Genomic DNA, 20,040 nt, shown 5'->3' on the forward strand with positions numbered 1-20,040 from the left:
AACCCGCACAGAAGCCTTTTATAATTGTGCGAAAAACCGCACGTTTGATAGCCAATATCTATAATGATAATCGAAAGTAACAATGTAACCCATTATTTTATCTATGTTTACTTGAATTTTTGAGATTTTTTATATTCCTTATTGAACAAAATTTGCCTGCAGAAATATTATTCTCCACCAAATTAAGGTCTGGGAGGACAGATATGAAACTAATCACCACAACAATAACTGCACTTGCACTGACTATATCAGCCAATGCAGTAAGCGCCGCCTGCGATGCGGGCGAAACCGTTATCAAATTCAGTCATGTGACCAACACTGACAAGCATCCTAAAGGAATAGCGGCTACACTGCTGAGCGAGCGTGTCAATGAGGAGATGAATGGCAAAGCCTGTATGGAGGTTTTTCCAAACTCGACCCTTTATGATGATAACAAGGTGCTTGAGGCGCTGCTTCAAGGCGATGTACAGTTGGCAGCACCATCGCTGTCCAAGTTTGAGAAATTCACAAAGCAGTTCAGAATCTTCGACTTGCCTTTCATGTTCGAGGACATTGAAGCCGTCGATGCGTTCCAAGCCTCAGATGCAGGTCAGGCCTTGCTAGATAGCATGCAGCGCCGCGGCCTTCAGGGTTTGACGTTTTGGCACAATGGCATGAAACAAATGTCGGCCAATGTACCCTTGATGTCACCCTCAGACGCCAATGGCCTCAAATTCCGTGTGATGTCATCGGACGTTCTGGTGGCTCAGATGGAAGCAATCGGAGGAGCTCCGCAAAAGATGGCCTTCTCAGAAGTCTATGGAGGGCTGCAGCAAGGCGTCGTCGATGGGCAAGAAAACACGTGGTCAAACATTTATGGTAAGAAGTTTTTCGAAGTGCAGGACGGTATCACTGAGACCAACCACGGCATTATTGACTATCTGGTCGTGACCAGTGTCGATTGGCTCGAGAACCTAGATGCGGATGTCCGCGACCAGTTCCTGACTATCCTGGGCGAGGTCACTGAGCTTCGGAATGCCCAGTCTTTTGCTGTAAACCAGACGAACCGGCAAGCTATTATCGATGCTGGCGCTACGGTGCGGACGCTGACCGCTGAAGAGCGTCAGGCTTGGGTTGATGTCATGAAACCAGTCTGGGACCAGTTTGCTGATGATGTTGGTCAGGACATGATCGACGCAGCACAGGCCCTCAATTAAGAAAACTAAATTCAACTTGTGTCCGGAGGCGTATAAGACGCCTCCGGACATGCTTGGAAAGTTAAATATGGATCATTCAAAATCGTTCATCGACCGCCTTGAAGAGATGTTGATTGCGGGCATTCTTGGCATGATGGCACTGATCACATTTGCCAATGTTGTGGCGCGGTACGGCTTCAATAATAACATCCTTTGGGCTCTGGAACTCACAGTCTTCCTATTCGGTTGGCTCGTGCTTCTTGGGGCATCTTATGCGGTGAAGAAGGGCTCCCACCTTGGTGTTGACATCATCGTCAACATTCTAGCTCCGGAAGCACGACGCGTCTTGGGGCTGGTCGCTGTGGCTATATGCGTCGCTTTCAGTTTCCTGATGCTGAAGGGGGCATGGGACTATTGGGCTAATTTTGCCAATCTCCCCGGCACAGAGGGCCGTTGGTTCCCACTCGGCTTTGAGGAGAAGTACCGCGGCAAGGGGTGGTACGAGGTCAACGATATCCCGCATCCTGCCATATTGGGATGGATGGAGACCGTGTTCAACGAGGGCGAAGAATATGAGAAAATCCCGCGCTTGTTGCCATATTTTATTCTGCCATTGTCTATGGCCCTCATGCTCTTCCGTTTCCTGCAAGCTGGATGGGCACTCTGGATTGGCAAAATCGACCGTGTGGTGGCTAGCCATGAAGTTGAAGACGAAATCCAAGAAGCACATGAGCAGTTAAGAGAGAAAAACTGATGGAAGTTGTACTACTTTTTACCCTGGTCATTGGCCTGCTGGTCATTGGTGTGCCGATCGCGGTTGCACTTGGCATGTCCTCAGTGCTGTTTCTGCTGGCATTTTCTGACAGTTCACTGGCGTCGGTTGCCCAAACGCTGTTCAGCGCTTTCGAGGGCCACTATACGCTTCTCGCCATCCCATTTTTCATTCTGGCAGCATCGTTCATGACGACGGGTGGTGTTGCACAACGGATCATCCGGTTCTCAATTGCCTGCGTCGGGCATCTGCCTGGCGGGTTGGCTATTGCGGGTGTTTTTGCATGCATGCTGTTCGCAGCGCTGTCTGGCTCTTCGCCAGCAACGGTCGTAGCAATTGGAACAATTGTCATCGGAGGCATGATTCAGGTTGGTTATTCAAAGGAGTTTGCTGCCGGTGTTATCTGCAACGCAGGCACGTTGGGGATCCTTATCCCGCCGTCTATTGTGATGGTTGTTTATGCAGCTTCAGTGGAAGTTTCTGTTGGGCGGATGTTCCTCGCTGGTGTCATTCCGGGACTTCTGGCCGGGTTTATGCTTATGACCGCTATCTATGTCATGGCAAAGGTAAAGAACTTACCCAAGGGTGAATGGCAGGGTTGGGGAGAAATCTTTGAATCTGGACTCGAAGCTGGGTGGGGCCTTTTCCTGATAGTGATTATTCTAGGCGGTATTTATGGCGGGATATTCACTCCGACCGAAGCGGCCGCAGTTGCCGCGGTCTATGCTTTCTTCATTGCCAACTTCATCTACAAAGACATGGGACCTCTTGCCGAGAAAGGCCCACGCCACCTTTCAGCTGCGCATGTAGAGGGGCCCACGAGAACTACCCCTTTATGGCGCCAACCCTCGGCGCTGGTGACGGCATTTTTTCATAGGGACACGCAGCAAACCCTGTTGGACGCGGGCAAGCTGACTGTTACGCTATTGTTCGTAATCGCAAACGCGCTCATCTTGAAGCATGTTCTTACGGACGAGCAAGTTCCGCAAACTGTGGCAAATGCAATGTTGTCCGCAGGCTTTGGACCAGTGATGTTCCTTATCGTCGTAAACATCATTCTGCTGCTTGGTGGACAGTTCATGGAGCCTTCAGGATTGCTTGTGATTGTCGCACCATTGGTTTTTCCAATTGCCATAGAACTGGGCATCGATCCCATCCATTTAGGAATTATTATGGTCGTAAACATGGAAATCGGTATGATCACTCCGCCGGTTGGGTTGAACCTGTTTGTGACCTCTGGGGTTGCCGGTATGCCAATGATGTCGGTTGTACGAGCTGCCCTTCCATTTCTTGGCGTTCTATTCGTTTTCTTGATCTTGGTAACCTACGTGCCATGGATTTCGACATTCCTGCCTAATTTGATCATGGGACCAGAAATTATTGTGAAATAGGTGTAGTGGTCAAAAAAGATTGGCAGCACCTTTCTGGGGGCTGCCATTTATTTTTGCATAACTAAAATGCTTGCAATTTGAGTTTTAGTCGCAGAGGTTTGGTAGACCAATATGCTCTGTTCGCTCCCCGAAAACTCTCCTACATGCTTATCCCGCCTGTTAGAGCAACCCTCAGCATGTCTTACGTCAGCGGCACTTCAGGGACCACGCCAAGGTTGGCATGGTTCAGATCAACCTTCCAACAGCAGGTATGGATCTACATGCGCTGTTCACCTGTAAAAAGGGATCTTCCTATGGTCCGCCAGACAAAGGTGGTTATGCCCGCGAGTTTTTCACTGCAGCCAAGGTTGTGCACGAGGCCCGCGGGTAATGAAGCAGGCACCGCTTAAGGGCATGCGCATTCTTGATTCGATTAATGGGTTGGCCGATTTTGGCTATAACGATGCCCAGTTCTCAGACCGATAGAAAGTAGGCGCGATTTGGGGGTAACATCATGATGCATGGACGCCGAAGATTGGGGGCAGGCCGCCCATATCTGGATGAAGCCCAATGAAATTGATGATCGTGACTGCCCGCTTGACGAGTTGATCTGCACCATCGATTTTGTGGATATGATGAGGATTTTGCCATAGTTTCCACTAAACACAAATTATGTCTGCCAAGCAAAATTTATAGAGGAGGGATTCGGTGTGCCTCAAGAAATTGACGTACTGGTGAGTGAAGTCGGACCACGGGACGGGCTACAGAGCATTGACCGCACGATGCCGACAGAGGCCAAACTCCATTGGATCAAAGCGCTGGCGGCCTCTGGGCTTCGGGAGATCGAAGTGGGATCTTTCGTATCTCCGCGCCTACTACCACAGATGGCCGATTGCGCCACGCTCGTAAGAGAAGCGAACAAACTTGAAGGTCTTTCGGTTCTGGCGTTGGTCCCAAACCTTAAAGGTGCAAAACACGCGATGGCAGCTGGTGCGCGCAAGTTGACCATGCCGCCTTCAGCTTCGCGGGCGCACAGCCTCAATAATATTGGCAAGACCCCTGAAGATGCGATTGAAGAGGTCCGCAGCGTTTGCGCTTTTCGCGACTCTCTGCCCGTCGAGCAGCGTCCGGATGTCGAGGTAGGCATCTCAACAGCGTTTGGCTGCACACTCGAGGGTAAGGTATCGGAGGACTGGGTGATCGAGATGGCCGGCCTATTGGCAAAGGCGGGTGCAGATAGCATCGGTCTCTCGGATACGACTGGCTATGCCAACCCGGCCCAGATCAAACGCATGTTCCGCCGCCTTCGTAGTGAGATCGGTACGGAGAAAATGGCAGGTGCTCATCTGCACAACACGCTGGGTCAAGGCCTCGCCAACGTCGTGGCCGCCCTCGAGGTTGACGTGACCACCTTCGATTCCTCGCTTGGCGGACTTGGCGGCTGCCCCTATGCACCGGGAGCAACTGGCAATATTGTGACTGAAGATCTTGTATTTATGCTAGAAGCGATGGGTCTGCGCACAGGCATTAATTTAGATGCGTTGATCACCGCACGTGAGGTGCTGCTACGCGGACTGCCAGGTGAGGACATCTATGGCAACGTCCCTGAGGCTGGCTTGCCTAAGGGCTTTACCTACGCCAATGAAAGGAGTGCAACATGACAAGCGTGCCACGCCCATTAGAGGGTATCAGGGTCGTCGAATTCAGCCACATGGTGATGGGTCCTACCTGTGGGCTAATCCTTGCTGACCTCGGTGCCGATGTTGTTAAAGTCGAACCTGCTCCGGAGGGCGATAAGACCCGCCGTCTGCCTGGCTCAGGCGCTGGCTATTTTGGAACCTATAACCGCAACAAGCGGAGCGTCTCCGTGAATTTGAAGTCCGTTCAGGGTCTCGAGTTTGCTACCGACCTTGTGTGTGCGTCCGACGTTCTGCTTGAGAACTTCGGTGCAGGAGTTCTGGATCGTCTCGGCCTTGGCTATGATGCAATGCAAGAGATCCACCCTAGCTTGGTGTATTGCGCGCTGAAGGGCTTTCTCAGCGGCCCTTACGAGCAGTGCGCCGCTCTCGATGAAGTGGTGCAGATGATGGGTGGACTGGCTTATATGACGGGGCCCGAAGGGCACCCGTTACGTGCCGGTGCTTCGGTTAATGACGTGATGGGCGGGCTATTCGGAGTAATTGCTATTCAGGCCGCGCTATGGGAACGAAAGCGCACCGGCAAGGGCACCTTCGTCCGCTCTGGGCTATTTGAGAACAATATGTTTCTTGTCGCGCAGCATATGGTCCAGTACCGTCAAACTGGAGTTCCCGCGGCGCCGATGCCTGATCGTGTATCTGCGTGGGCGGTCTACGACGTATTCGAGACGGCCGGTGGTGAGAAGATTTTTGTCGGCGTGGTCAGCGACAAGCAGTGGGTTGAATTCTGCAACGCCTTCGGCCTAGACGATCTGCTTGAGGATGCAGAACTTCAGACCAACGCGCAACGGGTGGCGCACCGAGACGCGTTCATGCCACGCCTGAGCGAAATGTTTGGAAGGCAAGACCTGTCAGAAGCCACAACGATCTGCAAACGTGTTGGCCTTCCCTTTGCACCGATCCTGCGACCGGATCAGCTTTTTGACGACCCTCATGTGAACCACACTGGTGCGACGGTTGAAGTATGGACCTGTCGCGGAATTGTGCCGCTCCTTTAACCGCATATTATGCACTAAAGGAGAATACACATGGGAAACAAACCAACAGCAGAATTTAGACAGGAAGTTGTGCGCGTAGCATTAACAAGTGGGCTTAGCCGTAAGCAGGTCGCATCGGACTTTGGGATTGGTTTTTCGACACTGAGCCGCTGGATCAAAGAAGAACGCGATACAGTTTCTACGCCTGAGCCACAAATTGATTTGATTCACGAAAACGAACGGCTGCGAAAAGAAGTCCGCATGCTTCGTGAGGAGAGGGAAATATTAAAAAAGGCAACACAGTTCTTCGCGAAGCAAAAACCGTGAGGTTTAAGTTTATCGAAGAACACCGTGGCACGCTTCCAATCAATCGTCTGTGTCATATTATGAATGTCAGTGCACGTGGTTACCGCGCCTATCGCACACGACCAATCAACCAAAGTCAGAGAACGGATATGGTTTTATTGGCTCATATTCGGGATCAATTCGCCCTAAGTCACAATAGTTATGGGCGCGTCAGAATGACCGAAGAGCTGAAAGAGTTAGGTCTGCAGGTCGGCCACCGCCGTGTAGGAAGATTGATGCGCCAGAACGCCATATCCGTTATCAGAACCCGTAAACATAAGGTCACAACGGATAGTAATCACAAGTTTAATATTGCGCCAAATCTGCTGGATCGTGATTTTACTACCGATAAGCCTAATCAAAAATGGGTGGTTGATATTAGCTATATATGGACACGTGAAGGATGGCTATACTTGGCTGCTGTACTTGATTTACATTCAAGGCGCATCATCGGTTGGTCGGTCAGTAATCGGATGAAGAAGGATCTGGCAATACGTGCGTTAGACATGGCGGTTGCTTTGCGGCGTCCTCCTAAGGATTGCATCCATCACAGTGATCGTGGAAGCCAATATTGCTCACATGAATACCAGGCTCGGCTTCGCAAACACGGATTTAAAATATCAATGTCAGGAAAGGGTAATTGCTATGACAATGCAGCAATGGAAACATTCTTCAAAACTATCAAGGCTGAACTGATATGGCGAAATACTTGGCACACACGCCGTGCTGCTGAACTGGCTATCTTCAAATATATCAATGGCGTTTATAACCCACGCCGCAGACATTCTGCATTAGGCTGGAAAAGCCCCTTGGCTTTCGAACGGATAGCCGCTTAAGTGAGAACTCGGAGCGGCACTAAAGCGGGACAGGTCCAGAAACCCTGAGTAATGGTGTGCGGACGCAGGTTCCAACGCTGCCGTTTGAATACGGCGGCACCCGGCTTGGCCTCTATCGGGACCTACCACAAGTTGGCGAGCACAACGAGGCTGTCGCGCGCGAGTTGGGGTACTCGGATGAAGCGTTGGAGCGTTTGCGTCCCTTGCTAGGTAGCGCTGCGACCTCAGACAAGTGAGGAGTGTGTTAAATACCACTGAGCGAGATCGATCGAACATCTCCTCGATTGGATGGCTTGGATCGGTGGATCGCACAGAATGCCTTTGTGACCGGAAATATCACGCCTTGCCATTGGGGTGAAGTTTCGTTCGTTAGGATCGTTCGCGGTAGCAACGAACCAATCGAAATTAGTAATTTCAGCAACATTTAAGAAGGGGCTGTGCTGCATTTTGATCTTGGATATTCGCAGCTTATCGGAGTTGGTATTACAATTGCACATGTTGCTGCGCGTCAACGGTGCCAGATCGGCACAAAAATTCTCATTGGTATGGCTGCCACGGTAGAAACAGACATGGCGCAGCAGTAACAGTGGACCGATTTTCAGACCCCTTTTCCAAAACGCAGCCTCAGTAAGTTATTGATAATAATAAACCTTTATGATTTTCAGTTGCTTGACCGGTGCGCCATTTTCCCCATTTCTCGAATAAATTAAATGATACCAGTGGGTTAGGTCATTTTTCAAGCGTATGGTAGCTTTACTTGGAGCGAGTGACTTCAGAAGCCGTACCATAGTTTGGTTCATCAACTGTGCTCAAGCCATGGGCCGCCAATAAAGTGTCTCGAACATATGCAATCTGTGCCGTTTCTTCGATGATTTCTGCCAGATATTGCGCTTTGATCAGGCTTGATCCAACACCTATTGTGCCATGGTTCGCCAAAACAGCGGCCACAATTTTTTCATCCCGAAATACTGGGCTAATTTCACGGCTGGTCTGAGGGCCACCTTGAGGACAGAGTGGAATAAGAGGCATGCGGCCGATTTTTTCAATCGTCTGCACCGTTAGGCAGGGAATTTCCAGCCCCGCACTGGCGTAGCCGGTTGCCCAAGGAGAGTGGCAATGAACAACTGCACGAATATCTTTTCGAATCCGGTAAAGATCGAGATGGAAACCTAGGTCTTTTGAAGGCTTAAATTCCGATGGCTCGATGGTGCCATCAAGATGCACGACTTGAAGGTTATCGTGGGTACATTCGTTAAACCCCACACCAGAAGGCTTTATTAATATAGCCTCTCGGTCCTCAAGTCGCACCGATAGGTTTCCGCCTGCGTTTGTTTGCAGACGTAGGTTGAAGCAGCGTTTTGCGGTCGCAATGAGCGCGTCTTTTTTGTCCCTTAGTTCAGACATTTGAATCCCTTCGAATAGATGGAAGTGCGGCAAGAATAGCATCTGTCACCTCAGGTTCACCAATGTGCTGAGGTAACACTCGCAACTTTATTTTCTCGTGTAGATTTTTACCTACCGTATCCAAAAAAACCGTTCTTAGGCATTTATCTTCTATGCTGCCGCCTGGTCGGTCTTGATGAGAAAACCCCCCCATTGGAACAATGAGAGTCACGTCGCCTTTATGTTGGTTTAGGCTTTTGTACAAAAGTTCAGCAACGATCTGCATTTCCGCGCTGGTCAGTTTGGCATGGGTGAAATAGCCAGAGTGTTCATAATGGTCGCGGCTCAAATAGTGCCCGGGCAGGGTCGATTTTTCACCCAAACCGACAAAATTCAAGGCACCTGGCAAAACCACTCTGGGCAGATCACCGCCCGCGCTAAAACGATTTGGCATTGGCGCATGCGCACCTGCGATGTGCAGGCGGGTAAGTTCATGGGGGGTAAGATCTACGATTGCATTAAAAGCGCCTAGATCAATGAAACGGGAAAAGGCAGCGCCGCCAAACCCATTTGCATGAAAGACCGTACTTTCCTGTCCAAGCGCTTTTAGCCTTGCAACAAGGGGACCAACAGCAGCTTCTGTTGCGCCCAGTGACGTGATCCCAACTGAGGTTTTGACCGTATCAGACCCCAGTTCGTGTTGCGCTTTACAAAGGCCAGCAGTAAGGGCTGCCACATTTTCAAGAACTTCCCGCAGTGTTGCGTTCAATCCGCATATATCTGCCAGCGTAGGAACAAGGATAATTGAACTATCTGCCACAGCATTTCTGGGGTCAAAAGGCAGCGTTGTAATCAAGACCTTAGGCAAGGTAATTGGCAAGTCCCGTAGCACCTTCAAAGCAATTTCGCCGCCTGTGCCCCCACCTAGCCCAATGACGGCTTGCACGCCTTCTTTGAGCGCTTTGGAAACCGCTTCACTGGCCCGCAAGCCAGCGGCGTTCATAGCGGAGAGTTTGTCTGGCCCATCAACAATCTTGCCACCTGTGTCAAGCGATAGATCAATTGGTACGCCCGTCACATCATGGTCGTGCAGACAGCGTAAAAAATAATTTGTCTCTTCGGCCTTGGTGATTAGCGTTGCCAGCACAAGAACACGCGCCTGTGCCATAGATTAGCCTTTCACCGCGCCAGCGGTCATTCCTGTAATGATCTGACGGCTCGCAAAGAGGGTAAAAATGATTGGGGGTATGGCCAAAAGCATACCTGTGGCCATGATCACACCCCATTCAATATTGAATTCAGACATATTATTAACAATCAAAATAGGAACCGTTTTGGTGTTTCTGTCTGAAAGGGCAGAGGCTAGCAAATATTCATTCCAAGCGATGCGAAATGTAAAGATAGCGGCCGCAGCAAGACCCGGCTTTATAAGCGGCAGAACCACCTTAAAGAATACTTGAAACGGTCCAGCGCCATCAACCCTAGCGGCCTCTTCCAAGGATCGGGGGACTTGTACGATAAAACTCTGCAATATCCAGATCACAAATGGAAGATTCATGGCCACATAGATCAGGATTATACCCGAATGCGTTCCGGCAAGACAGACATCCCCACGGCCCCCTATAGCATCGCGGATGAGCTCGCCCAGCCAGGTCCTTTTCCCGATGCAGAACTCATTATTCCAAAGACCGAATACAGGCACCAGCAAAACGGCAGGTGGAACCATGCGCACCATCAAAGTAGTCAATGAAACGGTGTCTCTACCCATGAAGCGAAAGCGTACCAATGCATAGGCTGCCATGGTACCGATCACCAGCGTGAGCATTGTCGACACTAATGCGATGATAAGAGAGTTGGTAAATGCACCCCCAAACTTGAGCGCACAAAAGTCTAGATGTTCCGGCTCGTACCAAAGGACATCGCACAGTGCGGTTTCGTAATTCTGTAGTGTCGGCAAGAACAAAAGCCCGGAGGTTCCGGAAATGATATCGACATCCAGCTTGAAACTATTGATGAACATTAAAAGGATGGGCCCGACAGCCATAAATATCAGGGCAACCAAAAGGGCATAAAAGGCAGGGTTTTGGCGATCAGCCTTCATTACTCATCTTCCTGTATCTGGCGGGCCAATCGAGCGGCGCGCACCTCTTGCAATCGCGCTATGATGAACATGACAAGCGTGAGCATCAGCAACAACATTAACAGATAATTCGACATAGCCGCCGCGGTTCCCAGTTCTCGAAACTCAGTGGCTGTACGGCTTATGCGTAAGGCTAAGATTTCGGTGGATAGTCCTGGTCCACCCTCTGTCATCACCAAGATGACTTCGAGCACTTTGAAAGCATCAATCAATCGTAAGAGCGCCGTGACAATGAGGACAGGCATCATCAACGGAAGCTTGATATATACGATTTGCTGCCAGCCCGTTGCTCCGTCGATACGCGCAGCTTCCAGCGCAGAGCGTGGTAATGACTGAAGAGCAGCCAGCGAAAGGATAAAAATAAACGGGGTCCATTGCCAAATATCTGCAATAATTACAGATAATAGTGCGTTTTGGCCAAGCCAATCCACACCCTCTAATCCTAAACTTTTAAGAGCGCGGTTAAAGTTACCGACCGTAGGGTGGTACATATACCGCCACATTAGACCAACAACCACCGGTGCAATCATCATCGGCAAGATAAAAAGCGTGCGCAGTACCGACATGCCTCGGATGTTACGATCCAAAAGCAATGCAAGCCCCACGCCCAACACCAGCTCTGCTGACACAACAGAGGCCGCGAAGATCAATGTCACAGAAAGACTTTCCCGGAAGGCTGGGTCAAACCAAAGAGTGATGTAATTTTTCAGCCCTAAAAAATTGGTTTCACCGATAGCCTGACTTGGATCCCAAGCTCTAAAAGATCCATATATCATGTAGCCCAAAGGGTATAATAGCGCGAGCCCCATGATAATAATTGCAGGCGCAATAAACACATAGGGTGTAAGGCGGTTCATGGATTGCATATGTGTTTTCCAAAGCCTTTTGTTTGGCACGTGTCTTAGGATGCACGGCCCGAAGCCGGGCCGTGCAATGATCATTATTTATTGCCAGGTATAATAACCTGCTTCTTCCATCACTACTTTGGTGCGTTCAGCCACACCATTCAGCGCTTCTTGGATGTCCAGACCTTCTGTCAGTACTTTCGACAGTGTGGTTCCTAGATCAGCGTTGATTTTACCCCAGACAGGGATAATCGGACGCCAGTCTGGGTCAGCGTGCTTGAGCGCCTCACCAAAGGTCGCCATGTGTGGGAATTTGGTGTTTACATCTTCATCTGCATGGGTTGAGAAGCGTGACGGATTTCCACCAGCCAGTGCAACAAGTTTATCCCCGGCTTTTGATGTAAGCCACTGCATCAGCAAGAAGGCTGCTTCTTTGTTCTCGGCATTTTTAGGGATGCCAATACCAAAGCCTCCAGTTTGTGATCCGCGACGGACACCCATGGGGTGCATTGCCCAGTCCACCTTGCCAACAACCTTAGATTTGGACGGGTCGTTTATTTGACCAGCCACAACCGTTGTATCGAGGAACATCGCTGTGTCGCCATTTAGAAATGAACCCAGCGCTTCGCCAAAGCCAAAGGATGCGGCACCTTCTGGGCCACAATCTACGATTTTCTTCAAGGCATTAGCTGCCGCTACGCCTGCGTCATTGTTGACGATCGGGTTCCAGTTGTCGTCAAACACGCGTCCACCAAGTGGCGCAAGGTGCAACAGAAATGCGTGCGATGCATGGTGACCAGATGCCGCCCGCGATGAAAGGCCACCCATACCGGGTTCGAGCTGTGGAATTTTACAGGCGATGTCGAGCATTTCATCATAGGTTTCTGGAACCTCAAGACCGTGCTTTTCAAATATGTCCTTCCGATAGCCAAGAATTGATGTCTCGGATCCATATGGAATACCAAAAAGTGATCCGGTTTTACCTTCAAGGTAGCCCTTGTTACCACCGGCAAAGCCGATATTGTAAACATACCCGTCGATCAGATCATCTGAATCGTAATTGGGGTCGGCCAGCTTGGGATTCATGAAGTAACGCGCTAGATTTTCAAGCTGGTCGGCATAGACATAATCGGCTTTCGAAAAAACCACATATGCTATCAGGTCATAATCACCCTCATCTTGCCCAAGCTCCAAAGTCTGTCGCTCGCGCATTTTTAAATATGGAAGCTGGTCCACCTCAACTTCGATGCCGGTTTCTTTTGTGAACTCTGGCAGGATTTTCATCACTGCATTGTAATGTGGGTGCGCTGGGAAATTTACCACCAAAGTGGTACCAGCATAGTCGTCGTAAGGGTCTGCCATTGCAGCTGTTGCCAGTGCAATCGCGGTCGAGGCCCCGAGGGTTTTCTTGATAATATTCTTTAGCATGAGTTTTCCTCCCTATTGCCAAAGTGGCACGTCAAAGCGCCAGTTCGCTGTTGCGGTCAAACAAATGAATTCCCTCAGGTCTGACCGCAAACCTGAGTGTATTGCCAAGTGCTATGGGGGTCTCGGATTTGAGTTCCACAGTCACAGTGGCAGTGCCGCAAGCGCACATCAGAGCTGATTGTGCGCCGATGTATTCGGAAACTTTTACATGAAGGTCGAGGGATCGCGTGTCTCTTGCATTTGCATCGTAGGATAGGTCCGATGGACGAACTCCAAGAATAATAGACCCTGATGTTCTACCAAGCGATTTTGTCTTTTCTATAGGCAATGCAATTTTAAAATTATCACCACGGGCAAACATACTATCGCCCTCTTGCACCAATTCAGCATTTAGGAAGTTCATTGGGGGCGAGCCGATAAATCCTGCGACAAATTTATTTACGGGGCGTTTGAAAAGATCCTCTGGTGTGCCCTGCTGCTGGATATATCCTCCGTGCATTACCACAATACGGTCGGCAAGCGTCATTGCTTCGATTTGATCATGGGTGACATAAATCATGTTCTTTTGGACGCGCTGAGACATCAAAGCCAGTTCAGCACGCATCTGACCTCGCAATTTAGCATCAAGATTAGACAGTGGTTCATCAAACAAAAATGTGTCGCTATCTTTGGCCAGCGCACGAGCCATCGCAACCCGTTGCCTTTGACCGCCAGAAAGCGCTCCGGGCTTGCGAGTCAGAAATTCTTTTAACCCTACTATGTCGGCGACTTCGCGCACTTTTGCGTCAACTTCAGCTTTTGGGCGCTTTTGAAGCCGTAGGGCAAAAGAGATATTTTTTGCCACATCCATGTGCGGATAAAGAGCATAGTCCTGAAACACCATTGCCAGGTTTCGGTCCTTTGGCTCTAGCGCACTGATTGGACGGTCATCCATGTAGATCTCGCCCTCAGAAACAGTTTCCAATCCCGCTATCATCCGCAGCGTTGTGGATTTTCCGCAGCCCGATGGGCCGACCAGGACGGTAAATTCATTTTCTGCCATTGTTAGATCAATGCCATGCAGAACCTGAACTTCGCCATAACGTTTAATAAGGTTTTCCAACCGAATCTTCGGCATCTGATACCTCCCACCTCTTATTAACAAGATTTTGTATACAGAACCAAATGTAAATATACAAAATTGACTTTTTCAAAATTTTCTTTAAATTTATAGTGTAATTCTAATTCAAAAGGCACAATCAATGACTGATGAGCAGGCAAATCGCATAAAATTTCGGAAAATGTCAACAGCACAGCGAATCGAACAGGCCCTGATTGAGGAAATTAGTGTGGGGGAGCTCGCGCCCGGTGAACGCCTTGATGAGACGGGGCTGGCGGTGCGGTTTGGGGCTTCCCGTACCCCAGTTCGAGAAGCATTATCACGCCTTACCGCGCAGGGCGTTTTGGTTTCTGGTGAAAAACGTGGGGTTTTTGTATCGCAGTATACACGCGAAGAGCTTAGTCAAATATTTGAGGCTATGCACGAAATTGAGGCTGCTTGCGCTCGAATTGCATCTCAAAGGCTTAGTCTACTGGCAAGATCTGAAATTGAAACTGCTCAAGCAGATTGCGTTAAAGCTGCAGAAATTGGTGACAGAGGTGCTTACCTTAGGGCAAATGAGGCTTTCCATCAAACAATCTACAGTGCCACAGGTAATCCATATATTGCAGAAATAGCCTCGGAGTTTCGCCGTAGAACAGGCCCATTTCGCGCTAAAAAATTTGGTACGCGTGAGGACTTAATGGAGTCTGCTGAAAGTCACCGCGCCTTGATTGACGATATCTTCTCAGAAGATTCTGGAACCGCTTCTAAGGGTATGCGGGAGCATATGACTGAAAGCTTTATTCAGGCTTTACAAGCAAATTAAAATAAATTTGCGATTTTCTCTTGAAAATGGATGCAAAATAATATTTTTGTATACATATAGTGATTCAAGAAAGGATTAAGGCATCATGGGCGTTCAAGAAACCAAAATTTACCCAATCAATACAGGGTGGTTGGAAGCAGACCTTGGCACCTATATATTTTGGAAGGGACCAGCTGGGAAAAAATACTGGAATCCAGTGTATTGCCACTATGTTGATACGGGTGAGCACAAAATACTGGTCGACACAGGGCTTTGTGACGAGGCACGCGCCGGCAAGTATCATCACAAATGCGAAAAGCGCGGCTGCCTTGAGGTGCACGAGCATTTGGAGCAGAAGCTTGGGGTTCATCCCGATGAGATTGATGCAATCGTTTTTACGCATTTGCATTGGGACCATGTCCAGAACATGAAACAGTTTAGAAACGCCCGCTACATTGCGCCCAGGGGTGAGATTGAAATGGCTTATAACCCTTTACCGCTCTATTATCGCACTTACGAATGCGGTATCTTAGGCATTGAGCCCCCCTATGCGGGCTGTGTCTTTGAGGCGGTTGAAGATGAATGCGAAGTCTTGCCGGGGATAACCATGTTTCACACACCGGGGCATTCCGTAGGCCATATGGCTGTCACAGTTTCTACATCGATGGGTGATATTGTGATTGCAGGTGACGCCATTTTTCTTGAGCGGAACCTGGAGCCAAATCCTGCCGAGAAATGGCGCTACTGGGTTCCTGCCCGTTTTGTTAATTCTTATGAGGGTTGGAAATCTGTTGAAGAAATTGATAAGCGCGCGGATTACGTTTTACCCTGCCACGACGAAGAAGCAAATGCACGGTCGGATGTATTCCCCTATGAGGGGATGCCGCTCCGCAAACGCCGTCAGGTTATCCCGGGTTTTCAGTTTTACTTTGGAGATATGGCAAATGGTTTAGCTTCAAAATCAGCCCCAGCCATGGGGTCAGAAGAAGTCGAGGCTTTTTTGGCATCCTTGACGGATCCCAGGGATATGGCCGAATATTAAGAAATGACCCAACAAATTAGCTCTCTTGCGGAAATAGCGGCAAACTACGATGCCATTGTGCTAGATCAATGGGGAGTTCTTCACGATGGCAGCGCGCCTTATGGGCATGCTTTGGAAGCACTGACGCAGTTGCATGCAAGCGGGATCAGGCTTGCTGTTCTATCCAATTCGGGCAAACGCGCTGCCCTAAATGTGTCCCGGATTGAAGAAATCGGATTTCCACTCGATATTTTTTCCAATGTTATGACAAGTGGAGAGGCTCTGTGGCAAGATATTGCAAAGGGGCTAATACCTGCTCGACGGTTCTTTGCCATTGAAAGATCGTCTGGCGATGCCAAAGCTTGGGCTTTAGGTCTTGATATAGAGTTTTGTGACCTTCGCAATGCAGAGGCGGTTCTTTTGATGGGGCTACCGGATCGTAGCTTGTTAGAAACTTGGGAACCTATACTTTTTAAAATGCTTGAAGGCGATTTGCCGATTTACTGTTCAAACCCCGACCGTCAATCACCGCGCCGTGAAGGCCTGGTGATATCGCCTGGTGCGCTGGGCTTTGCCTATGCCGATTTAGGTGGCAATGTTTGCTTTTATGGCAAACCCCACCGGCCAGTTTTCCAAGCTTTGGAAAAGGCTTTTGGCTCTGATCAACTTTTAATGGTTGGAGACAGCCTTGAACATGATATCGCGGGAGCCCAAAAAAGTGGGTGGGACAGTGTTCTGGTCTGCGGGGGACTGTACGCTGCTGATTTCAAGCAAGGAGCCTTTGAAAACACCTTGGCGCGACTGGTGACTGAGAAAGAATGCAATCCCCCCACATATACTATTGAGATTTTGAAATGAAAGATACCCAACTAAATCTTTTAACGCCAGAGTTTCGCGATTTTTCTGCGCGGCTTGGAAGTGATTCCCTTCAGGTGCAAGGACCAGGAGGTAATACCTCCATCAAAGGGTCAGATGTGATGTGGATCAAGGCATCAGGGACTGAGTTGGCCAACGCCGTAAAGCAGGAGATTTTCGTGGCCGTTGATCGCCACGCTGCAACAAAAGAAGCTCTCAAAGAAGCAGGCGACGGAAGCTGCAAAGCAACAGTTATTGATCCCTCAGTTACACTGCGCCCCTCTATTGAGACGACGTTCCACGCGGCGCTAGACCATGCGGTTGTTGCACACACCCATTCCATTGCAACCATTGCCCATGCCATTAGCCCAGAGGGCCGTGAAGCAGCGAAAAACAAGCTGTCAGGATTGCCCTTTGCGCTTGTGCCATATGCCAAACCCGGCCTACCGCTGACACAAGAAATTCTTGCAAGGGTCAACTTTGACACACGGGTCATATTACTTCAAAATCATGGCTTGATCTGTTTGGGTGCGACTGTCGGGGAAGTTTCAGATCTTATCGAAGAGGTTGAAAAAAGCCTCACTTTAAATCGCACTGCGCTAAACTACAAAGCCCCACTGGAACCAGCATTAGAGGGTTTTGAATGGGCACCTGAGGGCTGGATTGCCCAAGATATTAAAGCAAGTAAACGCGCCTTGGGTGGCACTTATTATCCAGACCACACTGTGTTTTTGGGACCTGCTTTGCCCACAAAGGAAACAGAAAAATGGCCCGCTGTTTTACAAGCGGGAACGGGCATCATGCTGCGCAAAGATGCAAGTACCAGTCAACGAGCTATGTTGAAATGCCTTTCAGATGTACTGTCGCGGGTTCCTGAAAGTTGGCGTATTGATCCGATTGGACCGGCGGCAGAAGCCGAACTATTGAATTGGGACGCCGAAAAATATCGCCAGGCAATGGATGCGCGGGCGTGACGCTTGCGCTTGGAATAGATATTGGGACATCCGGCGTCCGCACGGCCGTGCTAGATGAAAATGGGACATTGATCTCCACCATGCGTGCAGATCATGCACCACAAAACCCTGACCGGATTGATGCAGATCTGTGGTGGCAGGCTGTTAAAACCTGTCTTAAATTGCAAGTCAACGCACTGAAAAGCACGGACTACGATCAGTCGCTTATCACCCGAATTGCAGTGGATGGAACGTCTGGGTCGATGGTTCTGACTGATGCCCAAATTCGGCCGGTCAGCCGCGCTCTGATGTACAATTCAAAAGGTTTCGATGCGGAAGCAAATTTAATTGCAAGATATGCATCCGAATATCACATTACCCAAGGGGCAAACTCGGCACTGGCACGCGCAATGCGGCTGGAATCGGAAACAGAGGTAAAAGCCAGTTATTTATTGCATCAGGCTGATTTTATTGCTGCCAAACTAACCGGCCAGCCGGGTTTGTCTGATCACAATAATAGTCTTAAAACTGGATATGACCCAGAGACAGGGCGCTGGCCAGACTGGTTTGAGGCCGTGATTAATCCTAAACTCCTGCCCAAGGTGCTTGCAGTTGGAGCGCCAATCGAAAGGCTAGATGATGAGGTTGCCATGGACATTGGTCTGCCGGTAAAACCTATTGTTTGTGCCGGTACAACAGACAGCATCGCTGCATTTCTTGCGGCAGCGCCTTTGGAAATGGGGGTTGCTGTGACATCACTTGGCTCAACCCTTGCGGTCAAAATGCTCAGTCCGCACAGAATAGATGATCAGGAAATTGGACTTTACTCGCATAAGCTTGGTGAGGCATGGTTGGTAGGCGGTGCATCCAACACCGGTGGCGCAGTGCTTTTGAAGCATTTCACACCAGAGGAAATGACCAAATTGAGTACGCAGATTGATCCAAGCACACCCGCAGGCCTTGATTATTACCCGCTCGTGCGGCCAGGAGAGCGGTTTCCCGTTAACGACCCTAACCTTAAGCCGCGCACAGCTCCGCGTCCTGGAAACGATGCTTTATTCCTCCAAGCTCTATTTGAAGGCATCGCCACTATTGAGGCAAAGTGTTATAGCGAGATTGAGGCGCGCGCTGGTGGATATCCAAAAAAGATTTTCACGGCAGGAGGAGGAGCCAGTAATGATGTATGGACTGAAATTCGCGCTAAGGCTCTACAGTGCGTGCCATGTCGGGCAGTATATTCTGAAGCCGCAATAGGAGCGGCAAAAGTTTCGCGTATGCTCTCTTAAAACTAGTTAATTTATTCTTCAAATTTCAATATCTGGAAGCAGTTTGACAGTTTCACGGCTTTACAGCCTCCTATTCATGTACCATTTTTCAGTAAAGTTTCTATAATCGGCGGTTTAATGTTCAGCGCTTGGTTAGGCCAGATATAGTGAGACTGTTTAAGACTTGTTTTGATTGGAAGGTTTACCAGTTGCGTACCTGCAATAGCCTGCAAAGGAATGGTATCACTACAATGAAACAGTCGCCTTGTTTTATGGGGTTAATGCGTTGGGTCATTTCCTGCTGACCGATCCATCACCTCCCCAGTGCGCCACTATCAATCAGGCTTAGGCAATCTACCAATATAACCTACTGATAAAATTACCATAATTTAACTTACCCGAGTATTGGACTGGAGAGAGTATTAATCATATTACTGACCAAAAAAGTCCCTTATACGTTTAACTGTTCTGGGTATTATTAATTCTCAAGACGATTCCCTGCCGATCCTTTGAGCCACTATTCCTACTCTCATATTGTTCAGGGGCTTAAGGTGACGAGGTCTGCTCAGAAGTCTAAGTCGAAGGCACTGGTTACTGCTGCTAAATTCGATGAATACTGTTCACATCTTAGAATGACTGATTCTGATTTTATCGGGCGAAGTTTGTCAAAGCTGGGATATTAGACATATTCTTGAAATACTCAGCTTGTTGGGTCTATTGCCTCTGAGCGCTTTATGCGAAAAGTATGATCATCATGCCCTTGTTGATGCATTCCTTCGAAAAGATGGCCAAGATGCAGAGGCTCTGATGAAAAGCCAGCTTCTTTATATCTTAACGGCCTTGGATCTCAGCGAAGTATCAGAGCCCGCATCCAGACTGCGAAATGTGCTAAAGCCCGAGTAAAAGGATCGCCCTTGAGCAGATTTCCAATACCATAACACTCTTTCCTTCTAGTATTTTTCCGCAATTTAGGAACTGTCAGAGGCTGGGCTTTTGATTTGCTCCAAGCGTAAAGTTTGAATGAGATATTTTTGACCACAAAGGAAGAAACATAGTGGAAAAAGCTTATAATTAAGCGCTGCGAGCTAGAAT

The 20,040-nt window shown here is 49.1% G+C and carries 17 protein-coding genes and 3 pseudogenes; 14 read left to right on the plus strand and 6 right to left on the minus strand.

Annotated elements, in window-relative coordinates:
- The first annotated feature begins 203 nt into the window (after positions 1-203).
- The 9 genes and pseudogenes from GN278_03700 to GN278_03740 all read left to right on the plus strand — a co-directional run bounded on the left by GN278_03700 (position 204) and on the right by GN278_03740 (position 7,756).
- Entirely contained in the window at positions 204-1,196 is a 993-nt protein-coding gene (locus GN278_03700) for a DctP family TRAP transporter solute-binding subunit (GenBank protein ID XAT59997.1), read from the plus strand.
- 67 nt (positions 1,197-1,263) lie between these two features.
- Positions 1,264-1,929: a TRAP transporter small permease subunit gene (locus GN278_03705; GenBank protein XAT59998.1), complete on the plus strand. Its 666-nt coding sequence runs from the start codon at positions 1,264-1,266 to the stop codon at positions 1,927-1,929.
- Entirely contained in the window at positions 1,929-3,338 is a 1,410-nt protein-coding gene (locus GN278_03710; GenBank protein ID XAT59999.1) for a TRAP transporter large permease subunit, read from the plus strand. The genes GN278_03705 and GN278_03710 overlap by 1 nt, the downstream gene beginning before the upstream one ends.
- A 193-nt stretch (positions 3,339-3,531) precedes the next feature.
- Positions 3,532-3,708 (plus strand): annotated as a pseudogene (locus GN278_03715) (aldehyde dehydrogenase family protein).
- Between the two features lie 391 nt (positions 3,709-4,099).
- Complete coding sequence (locus tag GN278_03720; GenBank protein ID XAT62531.1) at positions 4,100-4,978, plus strand: hydroxymethylglutaryl-CoA lyase; 879 nt, start codon at positions 4,100-4,102, stop codon at positions 4,976-4,978.
- Positions 4,975-5,979, plus strand: a pseudogene (locus GN278_03725) (CoA transferase). Before GN278_03720 ends, GN278_03725 begins: the two are co-directional and overlap by 4 nt.
- A 63-nt stretch (positions 5,980-6,042) precedes the next feature.
- Positions 6,043-7,172 (plus strand): IS3 family transposase gene (locus GN278_03730; GenBank protein ID XAT60000.1). Its coding sequence is split into 2 segments (ribosomal slippage): positions 6,043-6,277 and positions 6,277-7,172, totalling 1,131 coding nucleotides; the frame shifts between segments, so codons are not numbered across the junction.
- Positions 7,173-7,213: 41 nt separating this feature from the next.
- Positions 7,214-7,408: pseudogene (locus GN278_03735) on the plus strand (CoA transferase).
- 201 nt (positions 7,409-7,609) lie between these two features.
- A complete protein-coding gene (locus GN278_03740; GenBank protein XAT60001.1) occupies positions 7,610-7,756 on the plus strand; it encodes a hypothetical protein in 147 nt (48 codons plus the stop codon).
- Between the two features lie 169 nt (positions 7,757-7,925).
- Here GN278_03740 and GN278_03745 read toward each other — a convergent pair whose 3' ends face one another.
- The 6 genes from GN278_03745 to ugpC form a co-directional block, all read right to left on the minus strand.
- Positions 7,926-8,576, minus strand: a complete 651-nt coding sequence (locus tag GN278_03745; GenBank protein XAT60002.1) for a class II aldolase/adducin family protein — start codon at positions 8,574-8,576, stop codon at positions 7,926-7,928.
- Positions 8,569-9,723 carry a hypothetical protein gene (locus tag GN278_03750; GenBank protein XAT60003.1) on the minus strand — a complete coding sequence of 385 codons (1,155 nt, stop codon included), beginning with the start codon at positions 9,721-9,723 and terminating at the stop codon, positions 8,569-8,571. The genes GN278_03745 and GN278_03750 overlap by 8 nt, the downstream gene beginning before the upstream one ends.
- Positions 9,724-9,726: 3 nt before the next feature.
- Positions 9,727-10,656, minus strand: a complete 930-nt coding sequence (locus GN278_03755; GenBank protein ID XAT60004.1) for an ABC transporter permease subunit — start codon at positions 10,654-10,656, stop codon at positions 9,727-9,729.
- The gene (locus tag GN278_03760; protein ID XAT60005.1) at positions 10,656-11,561 is read right to left on the minus strand and encodes an ABC transporter permease subunit; all 906 of its coding nucleotides are present in this window, start codon (positions 11,559-11,561) and stop codon (positions 10,656-10,658) included. Before GN278_03760 ends, GN278_03755 begins: the two co-directional genes overlap by 1 nt.
- A gap of 78 nt (positions 11,562-11,639) precedes the next feature.
- On the minus strand, positions 11,640-12,968 hold the full coding sequence (locus tag GN278_03765) for an extracellular solute-binding protein (protein ID XAT60006.1): 1,329 nt from the start codon (positions 12,966-12,968) through the stop codon (positions 11,640-11,642).
- Between the two features lie 31 nt (positions 12,969-12,999).
- Positions 13,000-14,085: a sn-glycerol-3-phosphate ABC transporter ATP-binding protein UgpC gene (gene ugpC / locus GN278_03770; protein XAT60007.1), complete on the minus strand. Its 1,086-nt coding sequence runs from the start codon at positions 14,083-14,085 to the stop codon at positions 13,000-13,002.
- A 124-nt stretch (positions 14,086-14,209) separates the two neighbouring features.
- On the opposite strand from ugpC, the gene GN278_03775 reads away from it, so the two are divergent.
- The 5 genes from GN278_03775 (at position 14,210) to GN278_03795 (ending at position 18,969) form a co-directional block, all read left to right on the plus strand.
- Positions 14,210-14,875 carry an FCD domain-containing protein gene (locus tag GN278_03775; GenBank protein ID XAT60008.1) on the plus strand — a complete coding sequence of 222 codons (666 nt, stop codon included), beginning with the start codon at positions 14,210-14,212 and terminating at the stop codon, positions 14,873-14,875.
- Positions 14,876-14,960: 85 nt separating this feature from the next.
- Positions 14,961-15,896: an MBL fold metallo-hydrolase gene (locus GN278_03780; GenBank protein XAT60009.1), complete on the plus strand. Its 936-nt coding sequence runs from the start codon at positions 14,961-14,963 to the stop codon at positions 15,894-15,896.
- 3 nt (positions 15,897-15,899) lie between these two features.
- Positions 15,900-16,733, plus strand: coding sequence for a TIGR01459 family HAD-type hydrolase (locus tag GN278_03785; protein ID XAT60010.1), 834 nt, complete (start codon positions 15,900-15,902; stop codon positions 16,731-16,733).
- A complete protein-coding gene (locus tag GN278_03790; protein ID XAT60011.1) occupies positions 16,730-17,704 on the plus strand; it encodes a class II aldolase in 975 nt (324 codons plus the stop codon). The genes GN278_03785 and GN278_03790 overlap by 4 nt, the downstream gene beginning before the upstream one ends.
- On the plus strand, positions 17,701-18,969 hold the full coding sequence (locus tag GN278_03795) for a carbohydrate kinase (protein ID XAT60012.1): 1,269 nt from the start codon (positions 17,701-17,703) through the stop codon (positions 18,967-18,969). The genes GN278_03790 and GN278_03795 overlap by 4 nt, the downstream gene beginning before the upstream one ends.
- Positions 18,970-20,040 lie beyond the last annotated feature (1,071 nt).

The sequence above is a fragment of the Rhodobacteraceae bacterium Araon29 genome (assembly GCA_039640505.1).
Classification (GTDB): domain Bacteria; phylum Pseudomonadota; class Alphaproteobacteria; order Rhodobacterales; family Rhodobacteraceae; genus CABZJG01.

What these genes read in the sequence shown, in the direction of transcription:
- GN278_03700 (XAT59997.1), top strand. Translation starts at nt 204, where the DNA reads ATGAAACTAATCACCACAACAATAACTGCACTTGCACTGACTATATCA.
- GN278_03705 (XAT59998.1), top strand. Translation starts at nt 1,264, where the DNA reads ATGGATCATTCAAAATCGTTCATCGACCGCCTTGAAGAGATGTTGATT.
- GN278_03710 (XAT59999.1), top strand. Translation starts at nt 1,929, where the DNA reads ATGGAAGTTGTACTACTTTTTACCCTGGTCATTGGCCTGCTGGTCATT.
- GN278_03720 (XAT62531.1), top strand. Translation starts at nt 4,100, where the DNA reads ATGCCGACAGAGGCCAAACTCCATTGGATCAAAGCGCTGGCGGCCTCT.
- GN278_03745 (XAT60002.1), bottom strand. Translation starts at nt 8,576, where the DNA reads ATGTCTGAACTAAGGGACAAAAAAGACGCGCTCATTGCGACCGCAAAA.
- GN278_03750 (XAT60003.1), bottom strand. Translation starts at nt 9,723, where the DNA reads ATGGCACAGGCGCGTGTTCTTGTGCTGGCAACGCTAATCACCAAGGCC.
- GN278_03755 (XAT60004.1), bottom strand. Translation starts at nt 10,656, where the DNA reads ATGAAGGCTGATCGCCAAAACCCTGCCTTTTATGCCCTTTTGGTTGCC.
- GN278_03760 (XAT60005.1), bottom strand. Translation starts at nt 11,561, where the DNA reads ATGCAATCCATGAACCGCCTTACACCCTATGTGTTTATTGCGCCTGCA.
- GN278_03765 (XAT60006.1), bottom strand. Translation starts at nt 12,968, where the DNA reads ATGCTAAAGAATATTATCAAGAAAACCCTCGGGGCCTCGACCGCGATT.
- ugpC (XAT60007.1), bottom strand. Translation starts at nt 14,085, where the DNA reads ATGCCGAAGATTCGGTTGGAAAACCTTATTAAACGTTATGGCGAAGTT.
- GN278_03775 (XAT60008.1), top strand. Translation starts at nt 14,210, where the DNA reads ATGACTGATGAGCAGGCAAATCGCATAAAATTTCGGAAAATGTCAACA.
- GN278_03780 (XAT60009.1), top strand. Translation starts at nt 14,961, where the DNA reads ATGGGCGTTCAAGAAACCAAAATTTACCCAATCAATACAGGGTGGTTG.
- GN278_03785 (XAT60010.1), top strand. Translation starts at nt 15,900, where the DNA reads ATGACCCAACAAATTAGCTCTCTTGCGGAAATAGCGGCAAACTACGAT.
- GN278_03790 (XAT60011.1), top strand. Translation starts at nt 16,730, where the DNA reads ATGAAAGATACCCAACTAAATCTTTTAACGCCAGAGTTTCGCGATTTT.